The 21,874-nt window shown below is 69.7% G+C and carries 17 protein-coding genes and 1 pseudogene; 11 read left to right on the forward strand and 7 right to left on the reverse strand.

The features are described 5' to 3' along the window. The first annotated feature begins 1 nt into the window (after nt 1). The 3 genes from QE438_RS15645 (at nt 2) to QE438_RS15655 (ending at nt 4,154) form a co-directional block, all read left to right on the forward strand. Nucleotides 2-1,834: a M56 family metallopeptidase gene (locus QE438_RS15645; RefSeq protein WP_306994356.1), complete on the forward strand. Its 1,833-nt coding sequence runs from the start codon at nt 2-4 to the stop codon at nt 1,832-1,834. 485 nt (nt 1,835-2,319) lie between these two features. Continuing rightward, nucleotides 2,320-3,711 (forward strand): MATE family efflux transporter, encoded by a 1,392-nt coding sequence (locus QE438_RS15650; RefSeq protein WP_306994354.1) that lies wholly within the window; start codon nt 2,320-2,322, stop codon nt 3,709-3,711. After that, entirely contained in the window at nt 3,708-4,154 is a 447-nt protein-coding gene (locus QE438_RS15655; protein WP_306994352.1) for a glyoxalase superfamily protein, read from the forward strand. The genes QE438_RS15650 and QE438_RS15655 overlap by 4 nt, the downstream gene beginning before the upstream one ends. 76 nt (nt 4,155-4,230) lie before the next feature. Here QE438_RS15655 and QE438_RS15660 read toward each other — a convergent pair whose 3' ends face one another. From QE438_RS15660 to QE438_RS15670, 3 genes are all read right to left on the reverse strand, one after another. Beyond that, complete coding sequence (locus QE438_RS15660) at nt 4,231-6,576, reverse strand: TonB-dependent hemoglobin/transferrin/lactoferrin family receptor (protein WP_306994350.1); 2,346 nt, start codon at nt 6,574-6,576, stop codon at nt 4,231-4,233. 202 nt (nt 6,577-6,778) lie between these two features. Continuing rightward, nucleotides 6,779-7,687: an EF-hand domain-containing protein gene (locus QE438_RS15665; RefSeq protein ID WP_307184090.1), complete on the reverse strand. Its 909-nt coding sequence runs from the start codon at nt 7,685-7,687 to the stop codon at nt 6,779-6,781. A 20-nt stretch (nt 7,688-7,707) separates the two neighbouring features. Continuing rightward, entirely contained in the window at nt 7,708-8,505 is a 798-nt protein-coding gene (locus QE438_RS15670; RefSeq protein WP_306994345.1) for a DUF4198 domain-containing protein, read from the reverse strand. 419 nt (nt 8,506-8,924) lie between these two features. On the opposite strand from QE438_RS15670, the gene QE438_RS15675 reads away from it, so the two are divergent. Both QE438_RS15675 and QE438_RS15680 read left to right on the forward strand, forming a co-directional pair. Continuing rightward, entirely contained in the window at nt 8,925-9,572 is a 648-nt protein-coding gene (locus tag QE438_RS15675) for a hypothetical protein (RefSeq protein WP_306994343.1), read from the forward strand. Nucleotides 9,573-9,580: 8 nt separating this feature from the next. Next, nucleotides 9,581-10,912 (forward strand): XVIPCD domain-containing protein, encoded by a 1,332-nt coding sequence (locus QE438_RS15680; protein ID WP_306994341.1) that lies wholly within the window; start codon nt 9,581-9,583, stop codon nt 10,910-10,912. A gap of 12 nt (nt 10,913-10,924) precedes the next feature. On the opposite strand, the gene QE438_RS15685 is transcribed toward QE438_RS15680, so the two are convergent. Together QE438_RS15685 and QE438_RS15690 are read right to left on the reverse strand one after the other, a co-directional pair. Further along, nucleotides 10,925-11,782 (reverse strand): ribonuclease H-like domain-containing protein, encoded by an 858-nt coding sequence (locus QE438_RS15685; RefSeq protein ID WP_306994339.1) that lies wholly within the window; start codon nt 11,780-11,782, stop codon nt 10,925-10,927. A gap of 317 nt (nt 11,783-12,099) precedes the next feature. Next, nucleotides 12,100-14,640, reverse strand: a complete 2,541-nt coding sequence (locus tag QE438_RS15690; RefSeq protein WP_306994336.1) for a DEAD/DEAH box helicase — start codon at nt 14,638-14,640, stop codon at nt 12,100-12,102. A 200-nt stretch (nt 14,641-14,840) separates the two neighbouring features. On the opposite strand from QE438_RS15690, the pseudogene QE438_RS15695 reads away from it, so the two are divergent. The 4 genes and pseudogenes from QE438_RS15695 (at nt 14,841) to QE438_RS15710 (ending at nt 17,296) form a co-directional block, all read left to right on the forward strand. Then, a pseudogene (locus QE438_RS15695) lies at nt 14,841-15,825 on the forward strand (AI-2E family transporter). 175 nt (nt 15,826-16,000) lie between these two features. Next, nucleotides 16,001-16,495: a hypothetical protein gene (locus tag QE438_RS15700; protein WP_307184089.1), complete on the forward strand. Its 495-nt coding sequence runs from the start codon at nt 16,001-16,003 to the stop codon at nt 16,493-16,495. A gap of 64 nt (nt 16,496-16,559) precedes the next feature. Next, on the forward strand, nt 16,560-16,943 hold the full coding sequence (locus QE438_RS15705) for a hypothetical protein (protein WP_306994332.1): 384 nt from the start codon (nt 16,560-16,562) through the stop codon (nt 16,941-16,943). A gap of 71 nt (nt 16,944-17,014) precedes the next feature. Next, nucleotides 17,015-17,296 carry a hypothetical protein gene (locus tag QE438_RS15710; RefSeq protein ID WP_306994330.1) on the forward strand — a complete coding sequence of 94 codons (282 nt, stop codon included), beginning with the start codon at nt 17,015-17,017 and terminating at the stop codon, nt 17,294-17,296. Between the two features lie 105 nt (nt 17,297-17,401). On the opposite strand, the gene QE438_RS15715 is transcribed toward QE438_RS15710, so the two are convergent. Next, a complete protein-coding gene (locus QE438_RS15715) occupies nt 17,402-18,364 on the reverse strand; it encodes an AraC family transcriptional regulator (protein ID WP_306994328.1) in 963 nt (320 codons plus the stop codon). 91 nt (nt 18,365-18,455) lie between these two features. Between QE438_RS15715 and QE438_RS15720 the strand changes: the two genes are divergently transcribed. Next, nucleotides 18,456-19,289, forward strand: a complete 834-nt coding sequence (locus QE438_RS15720; protein ID WP_307184088.1) for an oxidoreductase — start codon at nt 18,456-18,458, stop codon at nt 19,287-19,289. A gap of 283 nt (nt 19,290-19,572) precedes the next feature. Here QE438_RS15720 and QE438_RS15725 read toward each other — a convergent pair whose 3' ends face one another. After that, nucleotides 19,573-20,280 (reverse strand): outer membrane beta-barrel protein, encoded by a 708-nt coding sequence (locus QE438_RS15725; RefSeq protein ID WP_130523985.1) that lies wholly within the window; start codon nt 20,278-20,280, stop codon nt 19,573-19,575. 628 nt (nt 20,281-20,908) lie between these two features. Between QE438_RS15725 and QE438_RS15730 the strand changes: the two genes are divergently transcribed. Further along, nucleotides 20,909-21,862: an alpha/beta hydrolase gene (locus QE438_RS15730; protein WP_307184087.1), complete on the forward strand. Its 954-nt coding sequence runs from the start codon at nt 20,909-20,911 to the stop codon at nt 21,860-21,862. The last annotated feature ends 12 nt before the right edge of the window (nt 21,863-21,874 follow it).

A 21,874-nucleotide genomic window follows, 5' to 3' on the forward strand; every position in this document is an offset into this window, starting at 1 on the left:
CATGGACGCCTTCGCCTCGGAACTGATCACGCGCCTGGCCACGACCAGCGTGCAGACCGCGCTGCTGGTCGCGCTGGTGTGGGCGCTGTGCCGCGCGCTGCCGCGCCTGCCGGCGTCCACGCAATGCTGGCTGTGGTGGACGGTGGCGCTGCAGGCGGTGATCGGCCTGGTCGCCGCGCCGCTGGAGCTGCCGTGGCTGCCGGCCGCCGCAAGCGCATCGGCCGTCCTCATGCCTGCGACCGAAGCGACCGCGCCGCTCGTTCTCGCGCCGGTCGCGCCGCTTGCTTCTGTGCCCATCAGCGCGCCGCTGTGGACGCTGCCGACCTGGCAGACGGTGCTGCTGGCGCTGTGGCTGGCCGGGATCGTCGTGATGGGCCTGCGCACGGCGCTGGCCTGGCGCGCGAGCCGCGCGCTGGTGCGCGCCTCGCATCCCTGCGACGACGCGGTGCTGTCCGGCGCCCTGCGCCTGGCGGCCGAGGCCCACGGCCTGCGCACCGCACCGCCGCTGCGGCTGTCGCGCCAGATCAGCTCGCCGCAGCTGGTCGGCGTGCTGCGCCCGGTGCTGCTGCTGCCCACGCGCGAAGCCGCCCGCATCGGCGACGACGAGCTGGACATGGCCCTCACCCACGAGCTGGTCCACCTGCGTCGCCGCGACCTGTGGTGGGGCCTGCTGCCCGCGCTGGCCCAGCACGTGGCCTTCTTCCATCCGCTGGTGCATTACGCGGTGCGCGAATACGGCGTGGCCCGCGAGGCCGCCGTCGATGCCGCGGTGATCGCCGGCAACCGTCACTGTCGCGGCGATTACGGCCGCCTGCTGGTCCGCCTCGGCGTCGCGCCGAGACCGGGCGCGGGCCTGGCCAGTGCATCGCCGTCCTTCCTCAGCCTCAAACGGAGACTGCTCATGCTGCAGAACACACACTCCTTCCCGCGCATCGGCGCGGCCCTGATCCTGGCCGGTGTTGCGGTGGCCGGCGTCACTCCGCTGCGGCTGGTGGCGGCCGCGCCGGCCCCGCAGACGCCGGTAGCCGAAGCCAAGCCCGCTGCCGCCGCGCAACCGGCCGCCGCCGCCGCGCCCGCGGCACCTGCGGCCCGGGCGGCCGGCATGCGTGCCCTGCTGGCGCCTCCCGCTCCGCCGCCGCCGCCGCCGCCCGCGCCGCCGGCAGACGCGGTTCCTGCGCCGCCGGCCCCGCCCAAGCCGCCGGCCACGGCGTTCAGCACCCGGGGCCTGTTCCACCAGTCGCATGACGCCAGCCGCGACGCCTACGTGCTGGTGCAGGGCAATGAGAGCACGATGAGCGGGTCTTCCGAAGATCTGCGCCGGGCGCGCGCGCTGGACGACGGCAAGGGCGTGCTGTTCGTGCGTCGCGCCGGCAAGAGCTACGTGATCCGCGACGCGGCCACCCTGTCGCGCTTCAAGGCGGTGTATGCCGAGACCTCTCGCATTGGCGAGGCCCAGGGCAAGCTTGGCGAGCAACAGGGCGCGCTGGGCGAACGGCAGGGCCGCATCGGCGGGCGCATGGGCGAGATCGGCAGTCGCCTGGGTGATCTCGCTGTGCGCGAGGCGCAGCTGAGCCTGGCCGGCGGCGACAGCGCCGCCGCACGCAAGGCCATCGAGGACGCCCACCGCGCCACCGAGAAGGCCCGCGCGGAAATGGACGACCCGGCCATGCAACGCGAGATGGCCGAGCTGTCCCGCCAGCAGGAGGCGCTGGGCCAGCAGCAGGCCGTGCTGGGCAAACAGCAGGCCGCCGCCAGCGCACGCGCGCAACGCGAGGCGGAGCTCATCATCAACCAGACCCTCCAGAGCGGCCTCGCCCAGCCCATCGACGGCTGAGTGCTTGGTGCGAGAAGCGGGCGGGTCGTGAACGAGGCTTCGGCACCCGCATGATGCGGGTGCCGAATGCTTTCCGGGTTCTTCGAATCGCGGCACCGCGGCCGGTCTCGGCACTCGCTGGGCCACGGCGACGGTGAGAGCGAAGCAGACGCTGCAGGCCGGCATCCCGTCAGTGAGGCGAGCAGCGGCGACGGAACGCGTCGCGAATCGAAGCTTGGAGCGATCTACCTGAGCGGCACGCTCAGGGGCCGTCCTCGTCAGCCCTCGGGCATGAACCAGCGTCCCGCAGCGGCTTCCATCCGCTTCGCCGCGACAGCGGCGGCGGCTTGTCGGGTAAGATGCGCGCCGGTCTCGGGCACCGGCCGCTTGCTGACGCCATGTCACGGTGAAGCCCCGAAGCAGTGAACCCTCACCCTCGAAGCATTTCGCAGGTGGGCAACGCAAGCGCCCACCTCCATCGAAATGCCTCAGATGAGGAGTGAGCGATGTCGTCCCGACACGCCCAGCAAGCCGGAGCGGCGCAGCCGTTCCTGACGGCGCCGGTTGGCCGTCTATTCGTTTCCAACGCCCTGCCGATGGCGATCGTGTTGTCGCTGGGCGGCCTGCTCAATGCGGTCGATGGCGTCTTCGTCGGGCGCTTTGTCGGCCCCGACGCACTGGCGGCCGTCAGCGCGCTCTTTCCTTTGGTCATGCTGACCACGGCGCTGTCCGCGCTGGTGGGCGGTGGCCTGTCCAGCCGCATGGCCCGCCACCTGGGTGCCGGGCAACACGCCGCAGCGGCCGACGACCTGCGCGCGGCGCGGGCCTTGGCCGTGGTCATCGGCTTCGGGCTGATGGCGCTGTTCCTGGTGTGCGGCAGGCCGCTTGCGGCGGCGCTGGCAGGCGGTGGCACGCGGGTGGCACAGCTGAGTCACGACTACCTGCGCGTCATCGCGCTGGCCGCGCCCTTGCAGCTGCTGCTCGGCGTCTACGCCGACGCCTCGCGCACCGAGGGCCGCGCCGCCCTGATCGCGCGGCTTTCGGTCGTGATGAACCTGGTCAACATCGCGGCCAACGCGGTGCTGATCGCAGGGTGCGGCCTGGGCGTGGCCGGTTCCGCGCTCGGCACGCTGCTGGCGCAGGCCGTGGGATTGGTCCTGTTGGTCGCCGCACGCCGGCGCGCGGTGCGGGGGTTGCCGACGCCCCCGCGACCCGGCGCGATTCCCGCGCAGGCCTGGCGCAGCATGCTGCTGCTGGGCCTGCCGGTCAGCCTGGGGCTGCTGGGCACCGTCGTGGTGTCGGCGACGGTGATCCTGGCGCTGCGCACGGCGCCGGATCGCGAGACGACGCTGGCGGCCTATGGCATCGTGACCCGCCTGATGGGGTTGGCCTTCCTGGTGCAGATGGCCATGGCGCTGGCGGTGCAGACGATCGTGGGCCATAACCTGGGCGCGGGCCTCCCGCAGCGCGCCACGGCGTGCGTGCGTCTGGGCATGGTCGCCGCCGCGGCCTGGTGCCTGTGCGTGGCGGTCGTGCTGCTGGCCGGCGGTGCCGAGCTGGGGTGGTGGTTCACCCCCTCGCGCGAGGTCGCCCACGACGTCGCCAGAATCCTGCACGCACAGCTGCTGTTCTACGTCTGCTCCGGGCCGCTGCTGGTATTGGCGCTGTCCGTCCAGGCGGCGGGCAGGGCGCGCGAGGCGGCGCTGCTCACGCTGCTCAAGCCCTGGGTGCTCACGCCGGCACTGGTCCTGATCTGCGTCGCGGCGTGGGGCAGCCGCGCGCTGTGGTGGGCGTTTCCGTTGGCGGACGCGATGCTGCTGTGCGCCGTGTTTGTCGTCTGGCGTCTGCGCCGTGGGCGAGGTCCGGTTGGCGATGCGACCCGCGAGGGGACGCCATGACCCTGACCCTCGTCGAAGCCAAACGCCAGGCCAAGGCGTTGCGCCTGGCGCTGCAGGCGCAGGGGACGGCGATCCGTCATGCCCAGGCGCTGGAGGCGATCGCCGCCCAGCACGGCGCGAAGGACTGGAACACCTTGCATGCGCGTCTGGCGCGGCAGCAAGGGCTGCCCGCCCTGGACTTGAACGCGCGGGTGCATGGGCGCTACCTGGGGCAGCCTTTCACCGGCCGCGTCGTGACGTTGTCTGCCGTCGGCGACTTGTTCCGGATCGAGATCAGGCTCGATGCGCCGGTGGATACGGTGCGGTTCGCCAGTTTCTCCAACCTGCGCAGCCTGGTGCGCGCCACGGTCGATGCGCACGGGCGATCGCCGCAGAAGACCTCCGACGGCGTGCCGCATCTGGTGCTGGGCGCGACCGGTCGCTGGCCCGGGCGCTTTGCCTAGTGCATGCAAGGCAAAGATGCCCGGGCCGTGATGCAAGGCCCTCCCGCGCGGCGTGCGCGCCGTGCGCTGCAGGCCTTTAGAAGTCCACGTAGACCGTGAAGCGCACGTTGCGGCCCGGCTCGCTGTAGCGGCCGATGCCCGCGTCGGTGGCATAGCCGTACAGGGGGAAATCGCCGCGGGTCACGTTGCGGATCCGTGCCCATTGGTAATAGCGCGCGTCGAACAGGTTGTAGACGCCGGCGTTGAGGCGCACGTGGTCGTTGATGCGATAGCTGCCGAACAGGTCGAACACGGTGTAGGCATCGCTCAGGAACGGCTCGGCGGTGCCGCCGGAAACCGTGCTGGTCTCGGCCACGTCCGCGCGCTTCTTGGCCAGCGAATGGGTCAGGTTGCCGGTGACGCGCACACGGTTGTCCAGGCCCTGCCAGCTCAGCCCCACCACGCCACGGTCTGGGTTGATCGCGTTCAGCGGCGTGCCGTTGTGCAGCTCGCCCTGGTTGTGGGTCCACGCGCCGCGCAGCAGCCAGTGGTCGTCCAGGCGCCACAGCCCTTCCAGCTCGGCGCCCTTGATCACGGCCTGGCCGACGTTGACCGTGGAGGTGACGCTGTAGCCGTTGCGCACGGTGCACACACCACGGTTACAGCTCCGATACTGGGTCTCGGCATTCATCGTGCTGGCGAGGGTGTCGATGAAATCGTCGTAGCGGTCGCGGAACACCGACACGCCCAGCAACACCCTGGCGGTCTCCCAGCGCCAGCCCAGTTCCATATTCAGGCTCTTCTCCGCCTTCAGGTCGGGGTTGGCGGCGATGGTGGGCACCGAGACGGTCTGGCCGGTGCTCGCCACGGTCAGCTCGGTGGTGCTGGTGGGCGCATACATTTCACCGGTGGTGGGTGCGCGGAAGCCGCGTCCGGCCTGGAACCACAAGGTGTGTTCGGGCAGGAAGGCGTAGCTGATGCCGGTCTGCCAGGTGGGCGCGGAGAAGGTGACCTCGCGCACGGTCCCGGTGGGATCGACGAAGGTCTCGGACAGGCGTGGCGAATAGCGATAGTGGTCGTAACGCGCGCCCAGGGTGAGCTGCAGCTTGTCCCCATGCAGGCCGAGGCGGTCGCGCAGGAACAGGTTCCAGGTGTCGGCATCGGTCTTGGGGACCTGTGAGGGGTCCACGGTCGCCGTGTCGAGCGCACCGGTGTTGTTCCAGCGGTAATCGATGGCGGAGAAATCCACCGCGCGCTGCTGCCAGGCCGCCCCATAGGCCAGGCGGTGCTGGGCGACGCCGGCGCCGAACTGCTTGTCCAGGTTCAAGGACACCCGATCCAGGGTCTGGTCGGTGTGGCGGTTCTCCGCACGCCAGCACGTGACCGCGAGCGTGCAACGCGTGCTTTTGCTCGTCGCTGGCGTGGACGACATGCCCGAACCGGTGACGATCCGGGTGATGCCACGGCTCTGGGTCTGCTGGCGATCAGCCTGCAGCTCCAGCGTGTCGAACCCGGCGGCGTTGGCGGTCCAGAGGTAACGTAGGCCGTAGCGGTCGCGGTCGTTGTGATCGTCGCCCCAGCGTTGCAGGTAGCTCGGCGCGCTGACCCGGGACAGGTTGTTCACCAGGTTGTCCACGCGATTGCGTTCATAGACCACGCCCAGGCGATGCGCATCGCTGATCACGACATCGACCTTGCCCAGCAGGTTGGTGCTGTCGTGATCGATCGGGTCGGGGGTGCGCCGCGCGCTGCCGGTCCTGACGGCGGTGCTGTCGTACCAGCCTTCGGCTTCGTGGCCCTTGCGCCGGGTGTAGAGCAGCATCGATTCGACGATGCCGGTGCGGTTGGCGAAGCTGATCGAGCCCAGCTTCTGGTCGTTGTAGCCGGTATAGCCCGCCTTGAAGCCGAGGTAGGTGTCGTTGCCCTGCGGTTTGAGGTAGTCGTACGGGTCCTTGGTGGTGAACACCACCGCGCCGCCCAGGGCACCACTGCCGGCGGTGATCGAGTCGGCACCCTTGATGATCTCCACACTCTTGAGCGAATCCACGTCCACGCCGCCGCGGCCGGCGCGGAAGAACTCGTAGCTGCGCGCGGTCTCCAGACCTTCGGCCATGGACAGGCCATCGATGGTCATGGCCACGCGGTCGCCTTCCAGGCCGCGGATGTTGAAGCCGTTCTCGCCGAAGCGCCCCATGTCGGCGATGCTCACGCCCGGGATGTAGCGCACGATGTCCTCCATGCTCTCGGCCTGTTCCTGCTGCAGCTGCGCCGCGTCCATCTGGACGACGTTCTGGTTGGTCGAGCGCTGTTTCTCGCGCTTGGCCTTCACCGCGATGGTGTCCAGGGTCTGAGGATCATCGGCGTCGGCCGGTGTGGCGGCCAGGCTGGGCAGGGCGAGGCACGAGGCGATGGCCATCGCCAGCACGCGGGGGGAGGGTTTCATGGGAGGGCTCCACAGTCAGAGGAAAAGGGGCGCCTTGCGGCGGTTCTGGCTGCGGCGCGATCGGTCGCGGGGCGTGGCGGTGGCGAGCGGTGGCATACCCATGGCGGCGCCACGGGCATGGGCAAGACATGGAAGGACCCCGACGCGCGTACGGCGTACGCGCATCACGGCCCCGACCTGACGGTCGGTGAGGCGCGTTGGCTCAGGACGGCTCGGGCGCGGCAGCGGGTGCCGCCGGGCGCGGCGGACGTGGCGGCGCCGGCAGCCTGGCGTCGGCCAGATCCACCACGCCGTCGTGATTGCGGTCGACCAGGTCGAAGGTGCGCTTGCCCGAGACCTGGTACTCCTCGAAGGTCATGCGGCCATCCTTGTCCTTGTCCAGCACGCCGAAGCGCACCCGGGTCTGACGGCCATCATCGACCGGAAGGGCGGCCAGGTGCGCATCCAGGCGCGCCTTGAATTCCTCGCGGTACTCCTGCGCCGAAAGCCGGCCGTCGCCATCGCGGTCGCCGCGCTCGAACTGCGCGGCACGCACCAGGTCGAACTCCTGGCGGCCGACCAGACCATCCAGATCGGTGTCGTAGAGCGCCAGGAAGCCCTCGGCAGTGTGGCTGCTGGGCATGGCGCGGCGATTGCGCCGCGCCGCGCGCTCCTCGGCAGGGAACACGCCGGGCGCGTCCAGCGCGCTGAGCGCGCGTTGCCCGGCCGTCCAGGATTGCGCGCCGGCCGCGTCGAACTCGGCGCGGCTGATCGCGCCGTCCTGGTCGGTATCCAGACTCCTGAAGCGGACGTCGGTCTGCCTGAGCGCGTCCTGGTACTCCTGCGCTTGCTGCTGCCGCGTGCGCGCGGCGAATTCGGCCACGTACTCGGCCTCGTCCAGCACGCCGTCATGGTTGCCGTCGGTGGCATCGAAGCGCGCGCGACGGAAGGCGTCGAACGCCTCCCAGGTCAGGCGCTGCTCGCCGTTCTCGGTGTGCTGGGCGATGAAGCGCTGGACGTCTTCGCCGTGTCCGCCGACAAGCGGACGGGGTGTTGCGCTGTGCTGGGCATGGCACAGCATCGGAGCCAGCAGCGCGCACAGGCAGGCGCCGGTCAGCAGGCGGGTCTTCATGGGGGTGGTCTCGAGGCAGGTCAGGGATTGAGGACGCGGAAGGTCAGCGTGTAGCTGTTGCTGTACTCGGCCACTGGCGCACCGGCGGGGGCCGGCGTGCGATGGCGGGCCAGCGCCACCCAGGTCCCGGCGCGCTTGAGCGGCAGCACGACCCGCCCCTGCGCATCGCTGGTCAGCGTGACGACCTCGGGCTCGCGGTCCGAGGTCCATACCGCCTCGGTGACTTCGATGGCCTGGTGGGCCAGCGGCTTGCCGTCGTAGTGCACGGAGAACGCGAACGACTCGCCCACGTACAGGTCATTGGGATGGGTCGATACGACGAACTCCAGACCCTGCCCGCGCGCGGCCAGCACCCGGCGATCCAGCGCCTTGACGGTGACATAGGCCTCGGCCCGGGTCAGCGCCTGGAAGTTGGACAACACCTTGGCCCCGGCGGGGATGGGCGCCTGCGCGTCACGGCTGGATTCCTGCTTGCCGTCCACCTCCCAGACTCGGAAGGTCGCGCCGTGGCGCAGCCCACTGTCCAGGCGATAGGTGCCGCTGATCTTGGGCAGGGTATGCTCGGCCGCGACCCGCGTCTTCATCGTCACCGTCCGCTCGAACGGGGCGACGCTGCCGTCCGGCGAGGTGACGGAAAGCGTGGTCTGGTCGAAAGCTGCCTCGGGCACGAAGAACATTTCGGCGAAGGCGGCATCGACCGCGATGGTCTGGCCGGGCTGAGGCGAGAAGGTACTGGGCGCCAGATAAGGCGTGTGCGCGGCGGCGCGCGCGGCGCCGAGGCAGAGCAGCAGGGCCAGCAGGCCTGCGGAAGTCTTCATGTGCAATCCCCGAGGAGCGAGTGTGATTCGCTGGCGGGGAGGGCCAGATGCTTGCTGCGGCGCAGTCTAGCGCCAACCCGAGGCGTGTTCAGCTAAGTGACCAATTTGTCAGCTGGCCATGCGCTGCGGATGCCATCGCTCGTGCGGGGCTGTGATTCGGCGGGCCCGAGTTCGGTTTGGCTTCTTTGCGCAGGAGGACGCCAGACCTGGCGTATGCGCGTGCCCGCCCTGGGGCGGCTGCGCGCGGCGACGCAGTGCGGGTCGTCGGTGCCGCCGCCTTGGCGAAAATGCGTGCAGGGCGCCGCCGGGCCGGGGCCCGACACGCGCCCCGGCGCAGGTTGAAGTCGCCCCAGAAGTGCGCTTAGATCGGCCTGCCTGCTCGGAGCAGGCCGATCTCCTCGTCGCCAAGGACGCTGCCCATGAAATCCGCATCGGTCATCGCGCCCGGCCTTCTTCTGGCGCTTGTCGCCACCGCCTGTGGATCCACGCCCATGCAAAGCCAAGTCCCGCGCACCCATGTGGACGTCAAGGACAACCAGCCCCCGAAGCCGGTCATCCACCGCAATCCGCATCCCACGGCGTACGAGGTCACCGTGGCCATCAAGGATGCGCCGGGACCGTTCGAGGTGGTCAAGGCGGCCATGCAGTACGAAGTGCTGGACCCCGCCTGTCGTCCCGATCTCGGGGGCATGGCAGGCACTCGCGCCAGCCTGCTGGAGTGGGTGCCCGTCGAGCTGGCGAAGCAGGCCGACGGCACCTATCGCGGCACGATCTACGACGGGCTTCTGAAGGACGAGGACTACTACGGACTCGGTGTCTGCCATTGGTCGCTGGTGACAACGCAGTTCAAGTTGCTCAAGAGCGAGGAGCCGGACTCGCCGAGTTTTTCCTACCACCTCTGGCATGAGGACCTTCAGCACGCGCATGAGGTCCGTGCGTACTTTCCCAGGAGTGCCTATGCCAGTTCTGACCGGAGCGGCATCGCATATCCAGGCGAGGAGTCGCCGTCGCGCTTTAAACCCGAAGTGCGCGACCAGCTCTTCACCCTGATCATCTCTACCAAGTAGGAACGATCATGACGGTCTCGACGGAAGCGAGAGCGATACTGGCAGCGGACGCATACCAGTTTCATCCCCGGGAGGAATGGGAAAAGGGCGTGACCGCCGATGGCGCGCGTTATGCCATCGTCGATCAAGTCTCTCGGCCGAGTGGCTACCAAGGCACGCTCTACAAGAACATCGAAACGGGCGAACTGGTGGTGGCCCATCGCGGGACAGAGTTCGACCGGCAACTGGTGAAAGACGGCATCGTCGCGGACGGCGGGATGGTCCTCGCTGGCGTCAACAGCCAAGCGGCCGATGCCGCAGCGTTCACTCGCAGCGCCATCGAGGAGTACGAGCGACTGGAGGCGCGCGGCTACCTGACGTCGCGTCCCATCGTCGTGGGCCACTCCCTCGGCGGAACGCTCGCCCAGATCACCGCGTACGAGTACGGCCTCAAGGGCGAGACCTTCGATGCATACGGCGCGGCGGGCCTGACGCGGCACATCCCGGAAGGCGGCCAGGACGTCGTCAATCACGTGCGCGCGACCGACTTCGTGAGCGCCGCCAGCCGTCATTACGGCGAGGTTCGCACCTACGCGACCGAGCAGGACATCGCCGCGCTCAAGGGCCACGGCTACGCCAACGACCACCGCGTGCTGACCGATCTGCGCAATCCGTTCGGCGTGGCGCTCGGTGTCGGGGTCGCCGCGCACTACAGCAGCAACTTCCTGCCGACCAATCCCGAAGGCGGCGGCTCGATCATCAACGCCGAGGACGCGGCGCGTTACGCCGAGTATCGGCCGATGATCGACAAGTACCGCAACGACATCCATCTGGTGCATCAGGGCCTGGCCCTGCCGCGCAACGTCGTCCACGGCATGGCCGATGTGCTGGGCCATGGGCGCGAGGCGCGCCATGGGCAGGTCGGTGGCGAGGTCGAGCCGGTCTCCGTGCCGCTGCCTGGCCATGCGGATCTGCGGCTGGACCCGATGTTCCAGCAGATCCAGGGGCATGTGGCCCGGCTGGATGCCAGTCTGGGCCGCACGCCGGATGCGGCCAGCGAACGCATGAGCGCCAGCCTCTACGCCAAGGCCGTCGAGTCGGGCATGACCCGGGTCGATGGCGTGCATCTGAGCATCGAGGGCGCGCAGTCCCGCGCCGGCGAACGCGTGTTCGCCGTGCAGGGCAATCCGGCCGATCCGGCGCATCTGCGCACGTCCGTGTCCACGCAGGAGGCGGTGCAGGCGCCGGTCGAACAGTCCTTCAGCCAGGCCGAGCAGAGCCGAACCCTGCAGCAGCAGGCGGCCGCGCAGGCGCGGCAGGCCCCGCAGCAGCACGAGTCGATGGGCGCCCTCGGCCGCTGAGCGCGTCGCGCGCTACGGCGCCTCTTCGAACGACAGCACCTCGCGATCGTCGGCTTCGGCCTGCACCAGCCGTTGGAACAACTGGGCCAGCGTGACCACGTCCTGGTGGTTGTGCTCGGCGACGCGGCGCAGGTTGCCGGCGCTGCCGCCGCGTAGGAACGACAGCCACGCGGCCGGCGCCTCGGCGCCGGGCAGGTCGTCCTGGCGCACGATGCGCAGCAGCTGGCGCTCGATGGTGGCGAGGCGGCAGTTCTCCCAGGTGCCCCGATAGCGGCGGCGGGTGGGGAACAGCAGATCGACATGGTCGAGCGCGGACAGGGGCTCGGCCATCCGCGCCAGGCGGTAGCGCGTCTTCAGCAACGGCGCGTCGTAGCAGCGGCCGTTGTAGCTGGACAGCACCGTGGTCGGCGACAGCCAGCCGGCGAAGGCGCGCAGCATCGGCGCTTCGGCCGCCATGGTGGAGATCATCAGCTGGCGCACGCGCAGGCCTTCGCCGCCGTCGGCGTCCACATGCCAGTCCGCCGCGCCGATCATGAAGGCGCGGGTGCCGGTGCCGCCGGCCAGGCCGGTGGTCTCGGTATCGAAGAACAGCAGGTCGCGCGGATGCACGGCTTCTTCGTGGCGCTTGGCGAAGGCCAGCGACAGGGCCGCGCGGGGAATGGGTTGCGGCAGGAAGGCCTCGATCAGGTGCAGGCCGGGCGAGAGTTCGCGCCCGGGCAGGCTGCGGTCCAGTGAGGCCGGCTTGCGTGCCGGTACCGGCGTCGTGCCGGGTTTGCGTTCGCGGGTGGCGATCAGTCGGCGCAGGGCGTCCAGGCTGCGCGGTGGTTGGGTGTCGTTGGCGGCGGGTGTCGAGGGTGTCCCCAGGTGCATCGGGCGTGTGGACTTTGGATCAAGATCAAAAGCTTGACCCCTACCCCTCAATCGCTCGCCGCGATCTCGAGCTCCCCTTGCTTCGCAAAGGGAGTGGGCAGAAGCGGAGCTGGGGCGATCGGATGGGTCGAATGCGCGCTGCCTCTCGCGTGGTGGAGCAGCGCTAGACGACGCGATCAACGGTCGAGGGGACTTGGCGGCACTGTCCTGTGCCGTTTCAACAGCAGCAGGCGCGGCGCTCGGCGCCGCAGGCGCCTGCCGGACCGTCGGATCGCCGGCCTGCCTGCGCAGCGCGCGCAGGCGCTCCAGGCTCATGCTCACGACCGCGCCTCCCGGGCCGGACGGTCTTCATCCAGCATCTGCGGCGCGGGGTCGATCGGCGCGAACACCGCTTCGCCGTCGAAGGACGCTTCGCGCCGTGCATGCGCTTCCAGGTCCGACAGCAGCGCCAGCACCTTCAGCGCCAGGGTCTTGGGCGAGGCGCCCTTGCCGTCCTCGTGCGCGGCCAGGACCGGGCCGACGCAGGCGGGGCAGCCGGCGCTGCAGTCGCAGCGCTGCACGAGCTCGCCGGCGCGCTGCACCAGTTCGGCCTGGCGCTGCCACAGCGGTTCGCTCAGGCCCACGCCGCCGGGGAAGTTGTCGTACAGGTAGACGGTGGGCACGAAGGCCTGTTCCAGCTCCACCACGCCTTCGGTGCCATCGGCGCCGCGCAGCTGGCCGCGGCCGGTCTGGTCGGCCAGCGCGAACCATGCGCCATCGCCATTGCCCACCGCCTTCTGCAGATCGCGCGCGTCGGCCATCACCGCCACCGTGGCGACCACGTGCAGCGCGTAGGCGGCACCGAGGAAGCCGTCCAGCGCGTCCTGCTTGGAGGCGAAGGCCTTGCCGAGCGTGGCCTGCGGCAGCTGCCACCACAGCGCGGTGGTGTGCAGCTCCTGGTCGGGCAGGTTGACCGGGCCGTAGCCGATGTTCTCGTGAGTGTAGTAGCGGATCTTCTTGTAGCCGCTCACGCGCCGCACCACATGCACCTCGCCGTGGTGGGCATCGCCGCGCCCGGCCGGGCCGCCGTCGAAACGCTCCAGCACCTTGAGCTTGGTGTAGTCGATGCTGTCGGTGTAGTAGTCCACGTGCGTGCGGGTGACGAAGGCCTTGCGTCCTTCCCAGTCCAGATGCTCGACCTGGTAGGGCGTGGACTGGACCATGTGGATCGCGCCCTCGTACAGGGTCAGCGCGGCGGCCGAGTAGTCGACCTCGGCGATGATGGTCTGCTTGCCGTTGGTCTTGTCGACCACCACGAAGTTGCCGTCGGCCACCGAGCGCAGGCTGACCGCGTTGGCCGGGTAGCTGTCGGCGATCCACTCCCAGCGCTCGCCTTCCTGGTGCACGACCTCGCTCTCGGCCAGGGCCTGCAGGTAGATCAGCGGGTCGATGGGGCCGAAGGCCTCGCCCGCATTGAACGGCAGCTCGAACGCCGCGCAGCGGATATGGTCGAACAGGATCAGCGGCTGGTCCGGCGCGGTGCGCGCGTGTTCGGGCGGCGCGTCGGCGAAGAACTCCGGGTGTCGCACCACGTACTGGTCCAGCGGCTGCGAGCTGGCCACCAATACGCCCAGGCTGGCGCGCTGGCGGCGGCCGGCGCGGCCGAAGCGCTGCCAGGTCGCCGCCACGCTGCCCGGATAGCCGTTGAGCACCACCACGTCCAGGCTGCCGATATCCACGCCCAGCTCCAGCGCGGAGGTCGAGACGATGCCGTCGATGCGGCCGTCGCGCATCGCGCGCTCGGCCTCGCGCCGTTCGGTCGGCAGGTAGCCGCCGCGATAGGCGCGGATGCGCGGCGCCTTGCGCGGGTCGTGGTCGAAGATGTCCTTCAGGTACTTGGTCAGCACCTCGACCATCAGCCGGCTCTGCGCGAACACCAGCGTCTTCAGCCCCGACTTGATCGCGATGCGCGCGATGCGGTTGGACTGCGAGCGCGCCGAGGCGCGCAGGCCCAGGTCGGCGTTGACCACCGGCGGGTTCCACAGCAGCACATGCTTGTCCCCGGTCGGTGCGCCGGACTCGGTGATGGCATGCACGCGGTCCTCGATCAGGCTTTCGGCATGCGCCTGCGGGTTGCCGATGGTGGCCGAGCACAGGATGAACTGCGGGTTGGCGCCGTAGAAGGCGCAGATGCGTTTCAGCCGCCGCAGCACGTTGGTGACGTGGCTGCCGAACACGCCGCGGTAGGTGTGGATCTCGTCGATCACCACGAAGGCCAGGTTCTCGAAGAACTGCGCCCACTTGGTGTGATGCGGCAGGATCGCCTGGTGCAGCATGTCCGGGTTGGACACCACGATGTCGCCATGCAGGCGGATGGCCTGGCGCGCATCGCCCGGCGTGTCGCCGTCGAAGGTGAAGGCCTTGACCCCCAGCTCGCCGGCGCGGTTGAGGTCCAGCAGCTCGGCCACCTGGTCCTGCGCCAGCGCCTTGGTCGGGAACAGGTACAGCGCCTTGGCCTTGCCGCGCATCGCCGCGCTCACCACCGGCAGCGTGTAGCACAGCGACTTGCCGCTGGCGGTGGGCGTGACCACGGCGATGTGCTCGCCGCGCTGCGTGGCGGCCCAGGCCTGCGCCTGGTGCGCGTACAGCTGCTCGATGCCGCGCGCGCGCAGTGCGTCGGCCAGCGCACGCGGCACATCGTCCGGGATCGGCGCGTAGCGGCCCTCGCGCCCGGGCAGGGTGAAGCGCCCGGTGATGCGGTCGGCATAGCGCTGGGCCAGGCGCGCGCCCAGCACCGCGCCGTCGCGCGAGGGCTGCCCCTGGGTGGTCGCCAGGGCGCGTTCGCTGGCTTCGGTGCGGGGGGCGAGGGAGTAGGTCATGCGAGGGCCCGGGCGGTCAGGGCGAGGCAGGGGAGCACGGCGGCGTCTCAGCCGGCGAGACCGGCGCGGGCGCCTTCGCTTCGTTTCGACCCGGGTTGCGGCTACTGTCTGCGCACTTGCCTACCTGGATGTCCTGGATGACCGCCACCCCTGTGCCTTCTTCCCCGCTGCGGCCCTTCGCGGCGCGCGTGCTGGTCGTGCTGGCGATCGGCGCGCTGGCGCTGCTGGCCTGGCAGCTGTCCGAGCTGCTGCTGATCATGTTCGGCGCGGTGGTGGTGGCCGTGCTGCTGCACGGGCTGACCCTGCTGGTGCGGCGCTGGATCCGGGTGCCCGACTGGGCCGCGCTGGGCCTGGTGGTCACCGTGCTGGTGGTGGTGCTGGCCGGGATCTTTACCCTGTTCGGCACCGAGGTGGCCGGGCAGATCGACACCTTCCGCGAGACCCTGCCGGCGGCCTGGAACAAGTTCCACGCCTGGCTGCAGGCCAGCCCGCTGGGCCCGCAGCTGGAGCGCCTGCCCGAGCAGCTGCGCCAGGGCGCCTCGACCCTGGCCGCGCACGCCGGTGCCTTCGTCATGTCGGCCGGGCGCGGGGTGACCGACGCGGTGCTGATGGTGGTCGGCGGGCTCTATCTGGCCGCGCAGCCTGACCTCTACCGCCGCGGCGTGCTGCGCCTGCTGCCGCTGGACCAGCGCCCGGTCGCCGACGAGGCCCTGAGCAGCAGCGGCAAGGCCCTGCGCGCCTGGCTGGGCGGCCAGCTGCTGGCCATGGCGGTGATCGGCACGCTGACCGGCCTGGGCCTGTGGGCGCTGGGCGTGCCGGTGGCGCTGGGCATCGGCCTGCTGACCGCGCTGCTGGACTTCATTCCCATCGTCGGCCGCGGTGCTGGCGGCGATCCCGGCCATCCTGCTCGGCTTCACCGTCTCGCCGGAGGTGGCGCTGGGCACGCTGGCGCTGTTCGTGGTGCTGCAGCAGCTCGAAGGCCATGTGCTGCAGCCACTGATCCAGGCGCGCGCGGTGGACCTGCCGCCGGCGCTGCTGCTGTTCTCGCTGTTCGGCATCGGTGCCCTGTTCGGGCCGATGGGCGTGGTCCTGGCCGCGCCGATGACGGTGGTGCTGTACGTGCTGGTCAAGCAGCTCTATGTGCGCCACGCGCTGGGCGATACCGAAGTCGAGCCTCAGGCCTGAACCGCCCCTGCGCGCGGCGGGCGTGCTCGCCGGCCGCGCAACGGAAAACCAACCCGCGGCCCCGGGCGATGGCGGTAGAGTCTGGCGCGCCGTGCAACGGCGCCTTTCGCACTGACGGCCGACAAGGAGCAGCACTCTGAGCAGGATCGCCATCGTCCGCAGCCTCTGGCTGGCCATGCTGGCCTGCGCGCCGTTGGCCACTGCGCAGCAGGTGCCCGACGACCGCTCCGCCGGCGCCCAGGCCACGCAGGCCACGCAGGACACGCAGGACACGGCCGCGCCGCCGCCCGGCCTGAGCGCCGGCAGCGACGTGCCCACCCTGGGCGAGGTCAAGGCGCTGCCGCCGGAAGAAGGTGAGGTACTGGATCTCTATCGCTTCCGCAATCCGATCCAGGTCGATCCGAATCCCTTCTCCAAGGCCTATCAGCCACCGCCGTCGGTCAAGGACATTTCCGAGAGCGGCGGCTATGTGGCCTATGGCCTCTCCAAGCTGGTCGGCGCCGCCGCCAAGGGCCTGCAGGCGATCCCCGGCGTCAAAGGTCAGGTCCACCCCCCGACCGCGCGCCCGCCACCGCTGAGCCTGGAGCAGATGGACCGCGCCGCCCGCACCTGCGGCGAGGACGGCCAGGGCTGTGCGGACGGCGCGTCGGCCAACGATGTGAGCAGGTGAGCGCATGAGGGCGCCGCGGCGTGCGCGGCTATTCGCCTACGCCTGGCTGGCGTCAGGCATCGGCATGGAACCGGCCCTCGCCCAACAGGCATCGCCCGCGCCGCCCGCAACGCCGCCCACCGCCGTCACCACCCTCGATCGCGTCCAGTCTCTGCGCCCGGACGAGGAGGTGCTGGATCTCTACACCTTCAAGAATCCCGTCACCGTCGAGCCCAACACGTTCGACAAGGTCTACAACCCAGGCATCAGCCCCGAGCAGATGGCGCTCGATCCGCGCTACGGCGGCTATGTGATCTACGGCATCAATCAGGGCCTGCGGCATACCTGGAAAGGCATCAAGCAAGTCACCGGCATGCGCCCCTACGAGCACCCCGCCATCGCCCGCCCGCCGCCGTTGACGGAGGAACAGATGCGCAGAGCGGTGCAAGAGTCAGGGGTCACCGATTAACCGCGCTCAGTGCTTTGCTCTAAGGTGGCATCCGCTGCAGCATCGTCCTGCGGCCTAAGGGGGGAGGCAGGATGCTCAAGAAAATACTGCTGGTGCTCTGCACCTGGGGGCTCGCCTCGGCCGTCGTCGCCAATACGCCGTGTTCCGCATCCAAGGGCGGCGTCAGTCACTGCGCCAACGGACGCTTTGTCTGCAACGACGGCTCGATCAGTGCCTCCAAGCGCATCTGTAGTGGTGGTGGGGACGCCACGGATGCGCTGCAGTTGGCGCCGCCTTCCCCGCTGCCTCAGGAAGTTGCCCTTGCAGCACCGCAACGTTCTGTACCGGCCCGCGCGGCGGACGCTATTGCCTGACGCCCTCTGGCCGCAAGAGCTATATCCCCAGGGACTGAAGCGCATCCTGGTGTCGCGATTTTGGCCTTTTCGGCGGCCATCCAGTCGGCGATCACGCGCAGTCAGTCAGTGCGACGAAACATACTCCGCCACCGCCTGTTTGGGCGGCACGGCGAAGCTGTCGCGCATGCGGCGCACCTCGCGCGCGGGGGTCAGGCCGAACAGGCGCTTGAACTCGCGGTTGAACTGCGAGGGGCTCTCGTAGCCGACCGCGTGGCAGGCCGCGGCGGCGGTCATGCCTTCGCGCACCATCAGCAGGCGCGCCTGGTGCAGGCGCGTGGACTTGAGGTATTGCATGGGCGAGGTGCAGGTGACGGCCTTGAAGTGGCTGTGGAAGGACGGCGCGCTCATGCCGGCTTCCTCGGCCAGCTGCGCCACGGTCACCGGCTGTGCGTAGGCCGCATGCAGATGCCGCAGCGCCTTGCCGATCCGGCCGAAGCGGCCCTGCATCGCCAGCGCCGCGCGCAGCGTGGGGCCCTGCGGCCCGGTGAGGAGCCGGTAATACAGCTCGCGCAGCTGCTGCGGGCCGAGGATGACCGCCTCCATCGGCGTGGCCAGGGCCAGCAGCAAGCGCTGCACGGCCTGGTGCAGCGGCGGATCGATCGGGCTGGACAGCAGGCTCTGCGGCGCGGCGGTGCGGGGCGGGCCGCCGTGGCGGTCGATCTCCAGCATCAGCTCGGCGGCGAGCGGGAAGTCCAGGTGCAGGTACAGCGCCAGCAGCGGCGCTTGCGCGGTGGCGTCGGTCTCCATGGTGAAGGGCACCGGCACCGAGACGGCCAAGTACTGGTGCGCGTCGTAGACATAGGTGCGCCGGCCGAAGTAGCCGCGCTTGCGGCCCTGGCAGACGATGACGATGCCGGGGTCGTACAGCACCGGCGTGCGCGCCAGCGGCCGGTCCGAGCGCAGCAGGCGCACGCTCTCCAGCGCGGTCAGCGTATAGCCCTCGCGCGGTGCCAGCGCCTGCACCAGCGGCGCCAGCGGCAGCAGCCCGGCGCCGGTCGCATCCGACGGTGATGGAGGATCTTTCATAGGAATAGGCAAGGATCGGAGGCGGATCGGCCTTCGAAGGAGGAGTGCGGATTTCTATTGTGCACTCCCCTCACACGACCGGAGCCCGCCCATGTCCAAGTCCAAACAGCTGCTCATCACCGGTGTCAGCAGCGGCTTCGGCCGCGCGCTCGCCCAGGCGGCGCTGGCCGCCGGCCATCGCGTGGTCGGCACGGTGCGCAGCGCGCAGGCGGCCGACGCGTTCGAAGCCCTGGCGCCTGGCCGCGCCGTCGCCCGCGTGCTGGACGTCACCGACACCGTGGCGATCGCGCCGGTCGTCGAGGGCATCGAGGCCGAGCTCGGCGCGATCGATGTGCTGGTCAACAATGCCGGCTATGGCCACGAAGGCGTGCTGGAAGAGTCGCCGCTGGAGGAGCTGCGCCGGCAGTTCGAGGTCAACGTGTTCGGCGCCGTGGCGATGATCCAGGCGGTCCTTCCGCACATGCGCGCGCGCCGCGCCGGCCACATCCTCAACATCACCTCGATGGGCGGCTTCATCACCCTGCCGGGCATCGCCTACTACTGCGGCAGCAAGTTCGCGCTGGAGGGCATCGGCGAGGTGCTGGGCAAGGAGGTGGCCGACCTGGGCATCCGCGTGATCTCGGTGGCGCCGGGCTCGTTCCGCACCGACTGGGCCGGACGTTCGATGGTGCGCACGCCGCGCAGCATCGGCGACTACGACGCGCTGTTCGATCCCATCCGCCAGCGGCGGCAGGAGGTCAGCGGCAAGCAGCTGGGCGACCCGCGCAAGGCCGCGCGCGCCATGCTGGCGGTCATCGATGCACCGGCGCCGCCCGCGCATCTGCTGCTGGGCAGCGACGCCCTGCGGCTGGTGCGCGAGAAGCTGAAGGCGCTGGAGGCCGAGCTGGCGCAGTGGGAAGCACTGACGGTCTCGACCGACGGCTGAAAGCGGTGCGCCCCAAGCGCTAACCCAAGCTCGTCGCCGGAGCCAAAACCAAGGTCGTTGGCGCCGTGGCCAAGAGCTGCGGAGCAATCCCGATGTCGGCGACCCGATGCGATCGTCCTTGGCGCTCCCACCACGCTGCTGCGCGCGTGCGAGGTCGCGCCGTGCTGCCTTGGTCACGCCCAAGCCCAGCAGACACTCATCGAAGAGGTATTAGTCAGTAAGCCCCATCGCAGGCGGCTTCGACGCCCGCGATGGGGGTGGTTCAATGCGCTGCGGAAAGGACCTAGAACGCATACTCCGCCGTCAGGCCCAGCAGGGCGGTCGAGCGCTTGGGACCATCGAAGCGGATGCCGGTGGCCGGGTCGCGCACCTCGCCGGCCTTGGCCCGGAAGTAATCGTAGTGAAGGCCGACGCTGAAGTTCTGCGTGGCGTTCCAGCCGGTACCGATGCCGGCGTAGTAGCTGTTGCGACCGCTGTCGCCGCCGCTCTTCAGGCCCAGGTTCTGGCCGACGGAGTTGTAGTAGTCGATGTTGTTGTCCGAGGCGCGGAAGTAGCCGCCGCGCGCGCCGATGTACCACTGCGGGGTCACGTTGAAGCGTGCGTTGCCGCCCACGTGCCAGCCGCGCAGGGCGTTCTCGCTGTCGCGCTGGTTGACCTCATCGCTGTTGAACGCGTTGGAGACCTTGAGGTTGCCGAGGTCGGCGTAACCGCCTTCCACGCCGAGGCCCCACTGCGGGCCGACCTTCCAGCGGTAGCCCACGCTGCCGTCATAGCCGGTGCGGCGGCCATGGCGGCCTTCGAACACGTTGAAGTCGCCGCTGCCGAAGCGACCCGCGGTGCCTCCATCGGTGCGGCCGACGCTGCCCGAGACGAACCAGTTGCCCTGGCCGACCTGCAGGTCCGGGCGATAGGTATCGCCGCCGCTTTGCGCAAACGCGGACGGGGCGATGAGGGCTGCGCTGATGGCCGCAGGGAGGAAAATCTTCTTCATACAAATGACCTTTCGACTGGGGGGCGAACGTGGTGATGTCCACAGGGATCGCCGGTTTCAGAACCGTCGCTGGCGCAGGTGCGCCGTGTGCGACACAAACCAGTAGGAGGCTTCGCATCTGAAGCGCATCCAAACCTTCACGTTTGCCTCAGACGGATTTAACGCGCGGGTTCAAGCGGGAGTTATGCGGGTGAGAAGCGTGCGAAGAAGCGCACTGTACGTACGAGCTGTCACCAGCGATTGCGGCCACGGGATACCGTCGCCGGTGCTCAGCACTCATGGGCGAGGCAGGAAGCGCGACATGACGGCTCCCGATATCCAGGACGTTGAGGCTGTCCTGTCCGCGCACGATCTCGCGATATCGCAAGGCCTCCATGACGCCCGCTCCTGGCGCAGCGACGACCTCGACCCCACAGCTGCCGACAGAGCGTCGTGCGGGCAGGACCGGTCGCCCGGGACACCGCTAGCACCAAGGCATTAGCTCCAATGGGCTATCTGCCGCGTCGTCGCGCTGGTCTATAACTCCGCACCGGCTCTTCGCGTCTGTCTTCGATGTCAGGCGCGCAGGGCACGACAGCCTTGGGAGGGGTGGACGATGCGACGATTGATGCATGCGATGCGCGGGTGCATGGCCTGTCTGCTGCTGGCGACGATGCCGGCATGGGCGCAGACCGGCGAGACGGCGACACAGACCCTGGCGCTCTGGCCCGAAGGCAGCCTGCCGCAAGTAGTCAAGGGCCCGGAGAAGATCGGCAAGCAGGGCAGCGCCACCGGTTCGGTGAGCCAGATCTCCAACCCGCGCATCGAGATCTATCGCGCCGCGCATCCCAATGGCACCGCGGCGCTGATCGTCGGCGGTGGCGGTTACTTCCGCATCCAGGTCGGCACTGCGGCGCGGCCGATGGCGCAGTGGCTGGCCTCGATCGGCGTGACCAGCGCGGTGCTGTACTACCGGCTGCCGGCCGACGGCTGGAAGGCCGAGGCGCCCTTCCAGGATGCGCAGCGGGCGATGCGGCTGATGCGCCAGCATGCGGCGCAGTGGGGCTTCGATGCGGACAGGATCGGCATCATCGGCTCCTCGGCCGGCGCCAACCTGAGCGGCATCATCGCCACGCGCTGGGACTACGATTTCTATCCGCGCGTGGATGCGGCCGATGCGCTGTCCGCGCGTCCGGCTTTCTTAGGGATGCTGTATCCGGTGGTGTCGATGAAGCCGCCGCTGGACAAGACCCGCAGCGCGCGCGAGCTGTCCACCCAGGCCGACTACCGCACCGCGTATTCGGTCGAGGACCACGTGCGCGCCGACATGCCGCCGGTGTTCCTGGCCCAGGCGGTGGACGACCCCATCGTCGATGTCGGCCACAGCCTGCTGATGTACCAGACCGCGCTGAAGGCCAAGGTGCCGGTGGAACTGCACATCTTCGAACGCGGCGGCCACAGCTGGGGGCTGGGCAAGCCGGGCACCGAACCGGCGCAGTGGCCGCGCCTGTTCGCCACCTGGGCGCGCATGCATGGCTTCATGCAGGCGGCCGGCACGTCCGGCGCCGATCCTGCTGCGTCCGGCGCCGCCGACGGCGAATGACACCCGCGGCCC

The sequence above is a fragment of the Pseudoxanthomonas sp. SORGH_AS_0997 genome (assembly GCF_031453535.1).
Classification (GTDB): Bacteria; Pseudomonadota; Gammaproteobacteria; order Xanthomonadales; family Xanthomonadaceae; genus Pseudoxanthomonas_A; species Pseudoxanthomonas_A winnipegensis.

What these genes read in the sequence shown, in the direction of transcription:
- QE438_RS15710 (WP_306994330.1), top strand. Translation starts at nt 17,015, where the DNA reads ATGCTCAAGAAAATACTGCTGGTGCTCTGCACCTGGGGGCTCGCCTCG.
- QE438_RS15715 (WP_306994328.1), bottom strand. Translation starts at nt 18,364, where the DNA reads ATGAAAGATCCTCCATCACCGTCGGATGCGACCGGCGCCGGGCTGCTG.
- QE438_RS15730 (WP_307184087.1), top strand. Translation starts at nt 20,909, where the DNA reads ATGGCCTGTCTGCTGCTGGCGACGATGCCGGCATGGGCGCAGACCGGC.
- QE438_RS15690 (WP_306994336.1), bottom strand. Translation starts at nt 14,640, where the DNA reads ATGACCTACTCCCTCGCCCCCCGCACCGAAGCCAGCGAACGCGCCCTG.
- QE438_RS15650 (WP_306994354.1), top strand. Translation starts at nt 2,320, where the DNA reads ATGTCGTCCCGACACGCCCAGCAAGCCGGAGCGGCGCAGCCGTTCCTG.
- QE438_RS15655 (WP_306994352.1), top strand. Translation starts at nt 3,708, where the DNA reads ATGACCCTGACCCTCGTCGAAGCCAAACGCCAGGCCAAGGCGTTGCGC.
- QE438_RS15685 (WP_306994339.1), bottom strand. Translation starts at nt 11,782, where the DNA reads ATGCACCTGGGGACACCCTCGACACCCGCCGCCAACGACACCCAACCA.
- QE438_RS15705 (WP_306994332.1), top strand. Translation starts at nt 16,560, where the DNA reads ATGGAACCGGCCCTCGCCCAACAGGCATCGCCCGCGCCGCCCGCAACG.
- QE438_RS15700 (WP_307184089.1), top strand. Translation starts at nt 16,001, where the DNA reads ATGCTGGCCTGCGCGCCGTTGGCCACTGCGCAGCAGGTGCCCGACGAC.
- QE438_RS15660 (WP_306994350.1), bottom strand. Translation starts at nt 6,576, where the DNA reads ATGAAACCCTCCCCCCGCGTGCTGGCGATGGCCATCGCCTCGTGCCTC.
- QE438_RS15720 (WP_307184088.1), top strand. Translation starts at nt 18,456, where the DNA reads ATGTCCAAGTCCAAACAGCTGCTCATCACCGGTGTCAGCAGCGGCTTC.
- QE438_RS15670 (WP_306994345.1), bottom strand. Translation starts at nt 8,505, where the DNA reads ATGAAGACTTCCGCAGGCCTGCTGGCCCTGCTGCTCTGCCTCGGCGCC.
- QE438_RS15680 (WP_306994341.1), top strand. Translation starts at nt 9,581, where the DNA reads ATGACGGTCTCGACGGAAGCGAGAGCGATACTGGCAGCGGACGCATAC.
- QE438_RS15725 (WP_130523985.1), bottom strand. Translation starts at nt 20,280, where the DNA reads ATGAAGAAGATTTTCCTCCCTGCGGCCATCAGCGCAGCCCTCATCGCC.
- QE438_RS15675 (WP_306994343.1), top strand. Translation starts at nt 8,925, where the DNA reads ATGAAATCCGCATCGGTCATCGCGCCCGGCCTTCTTCTGGCGCTTGTC.
- QE438_RS15665 (WP_307184090.1), bottom strand. Translation starts at nt 7,687, where the DNA reads ATGAAGACCCGCCTGCTGACCGGCGCCTGCCTGTGCGCGCTGCTGGCT.
- QE438_RS15645 (WP_306994356.1), top strand. Translation starts at nt 2, where the DNA reads ATGGACGCCTTCGCCTCGGAACTGATCACGCGCCTGGCCACGACCAGC.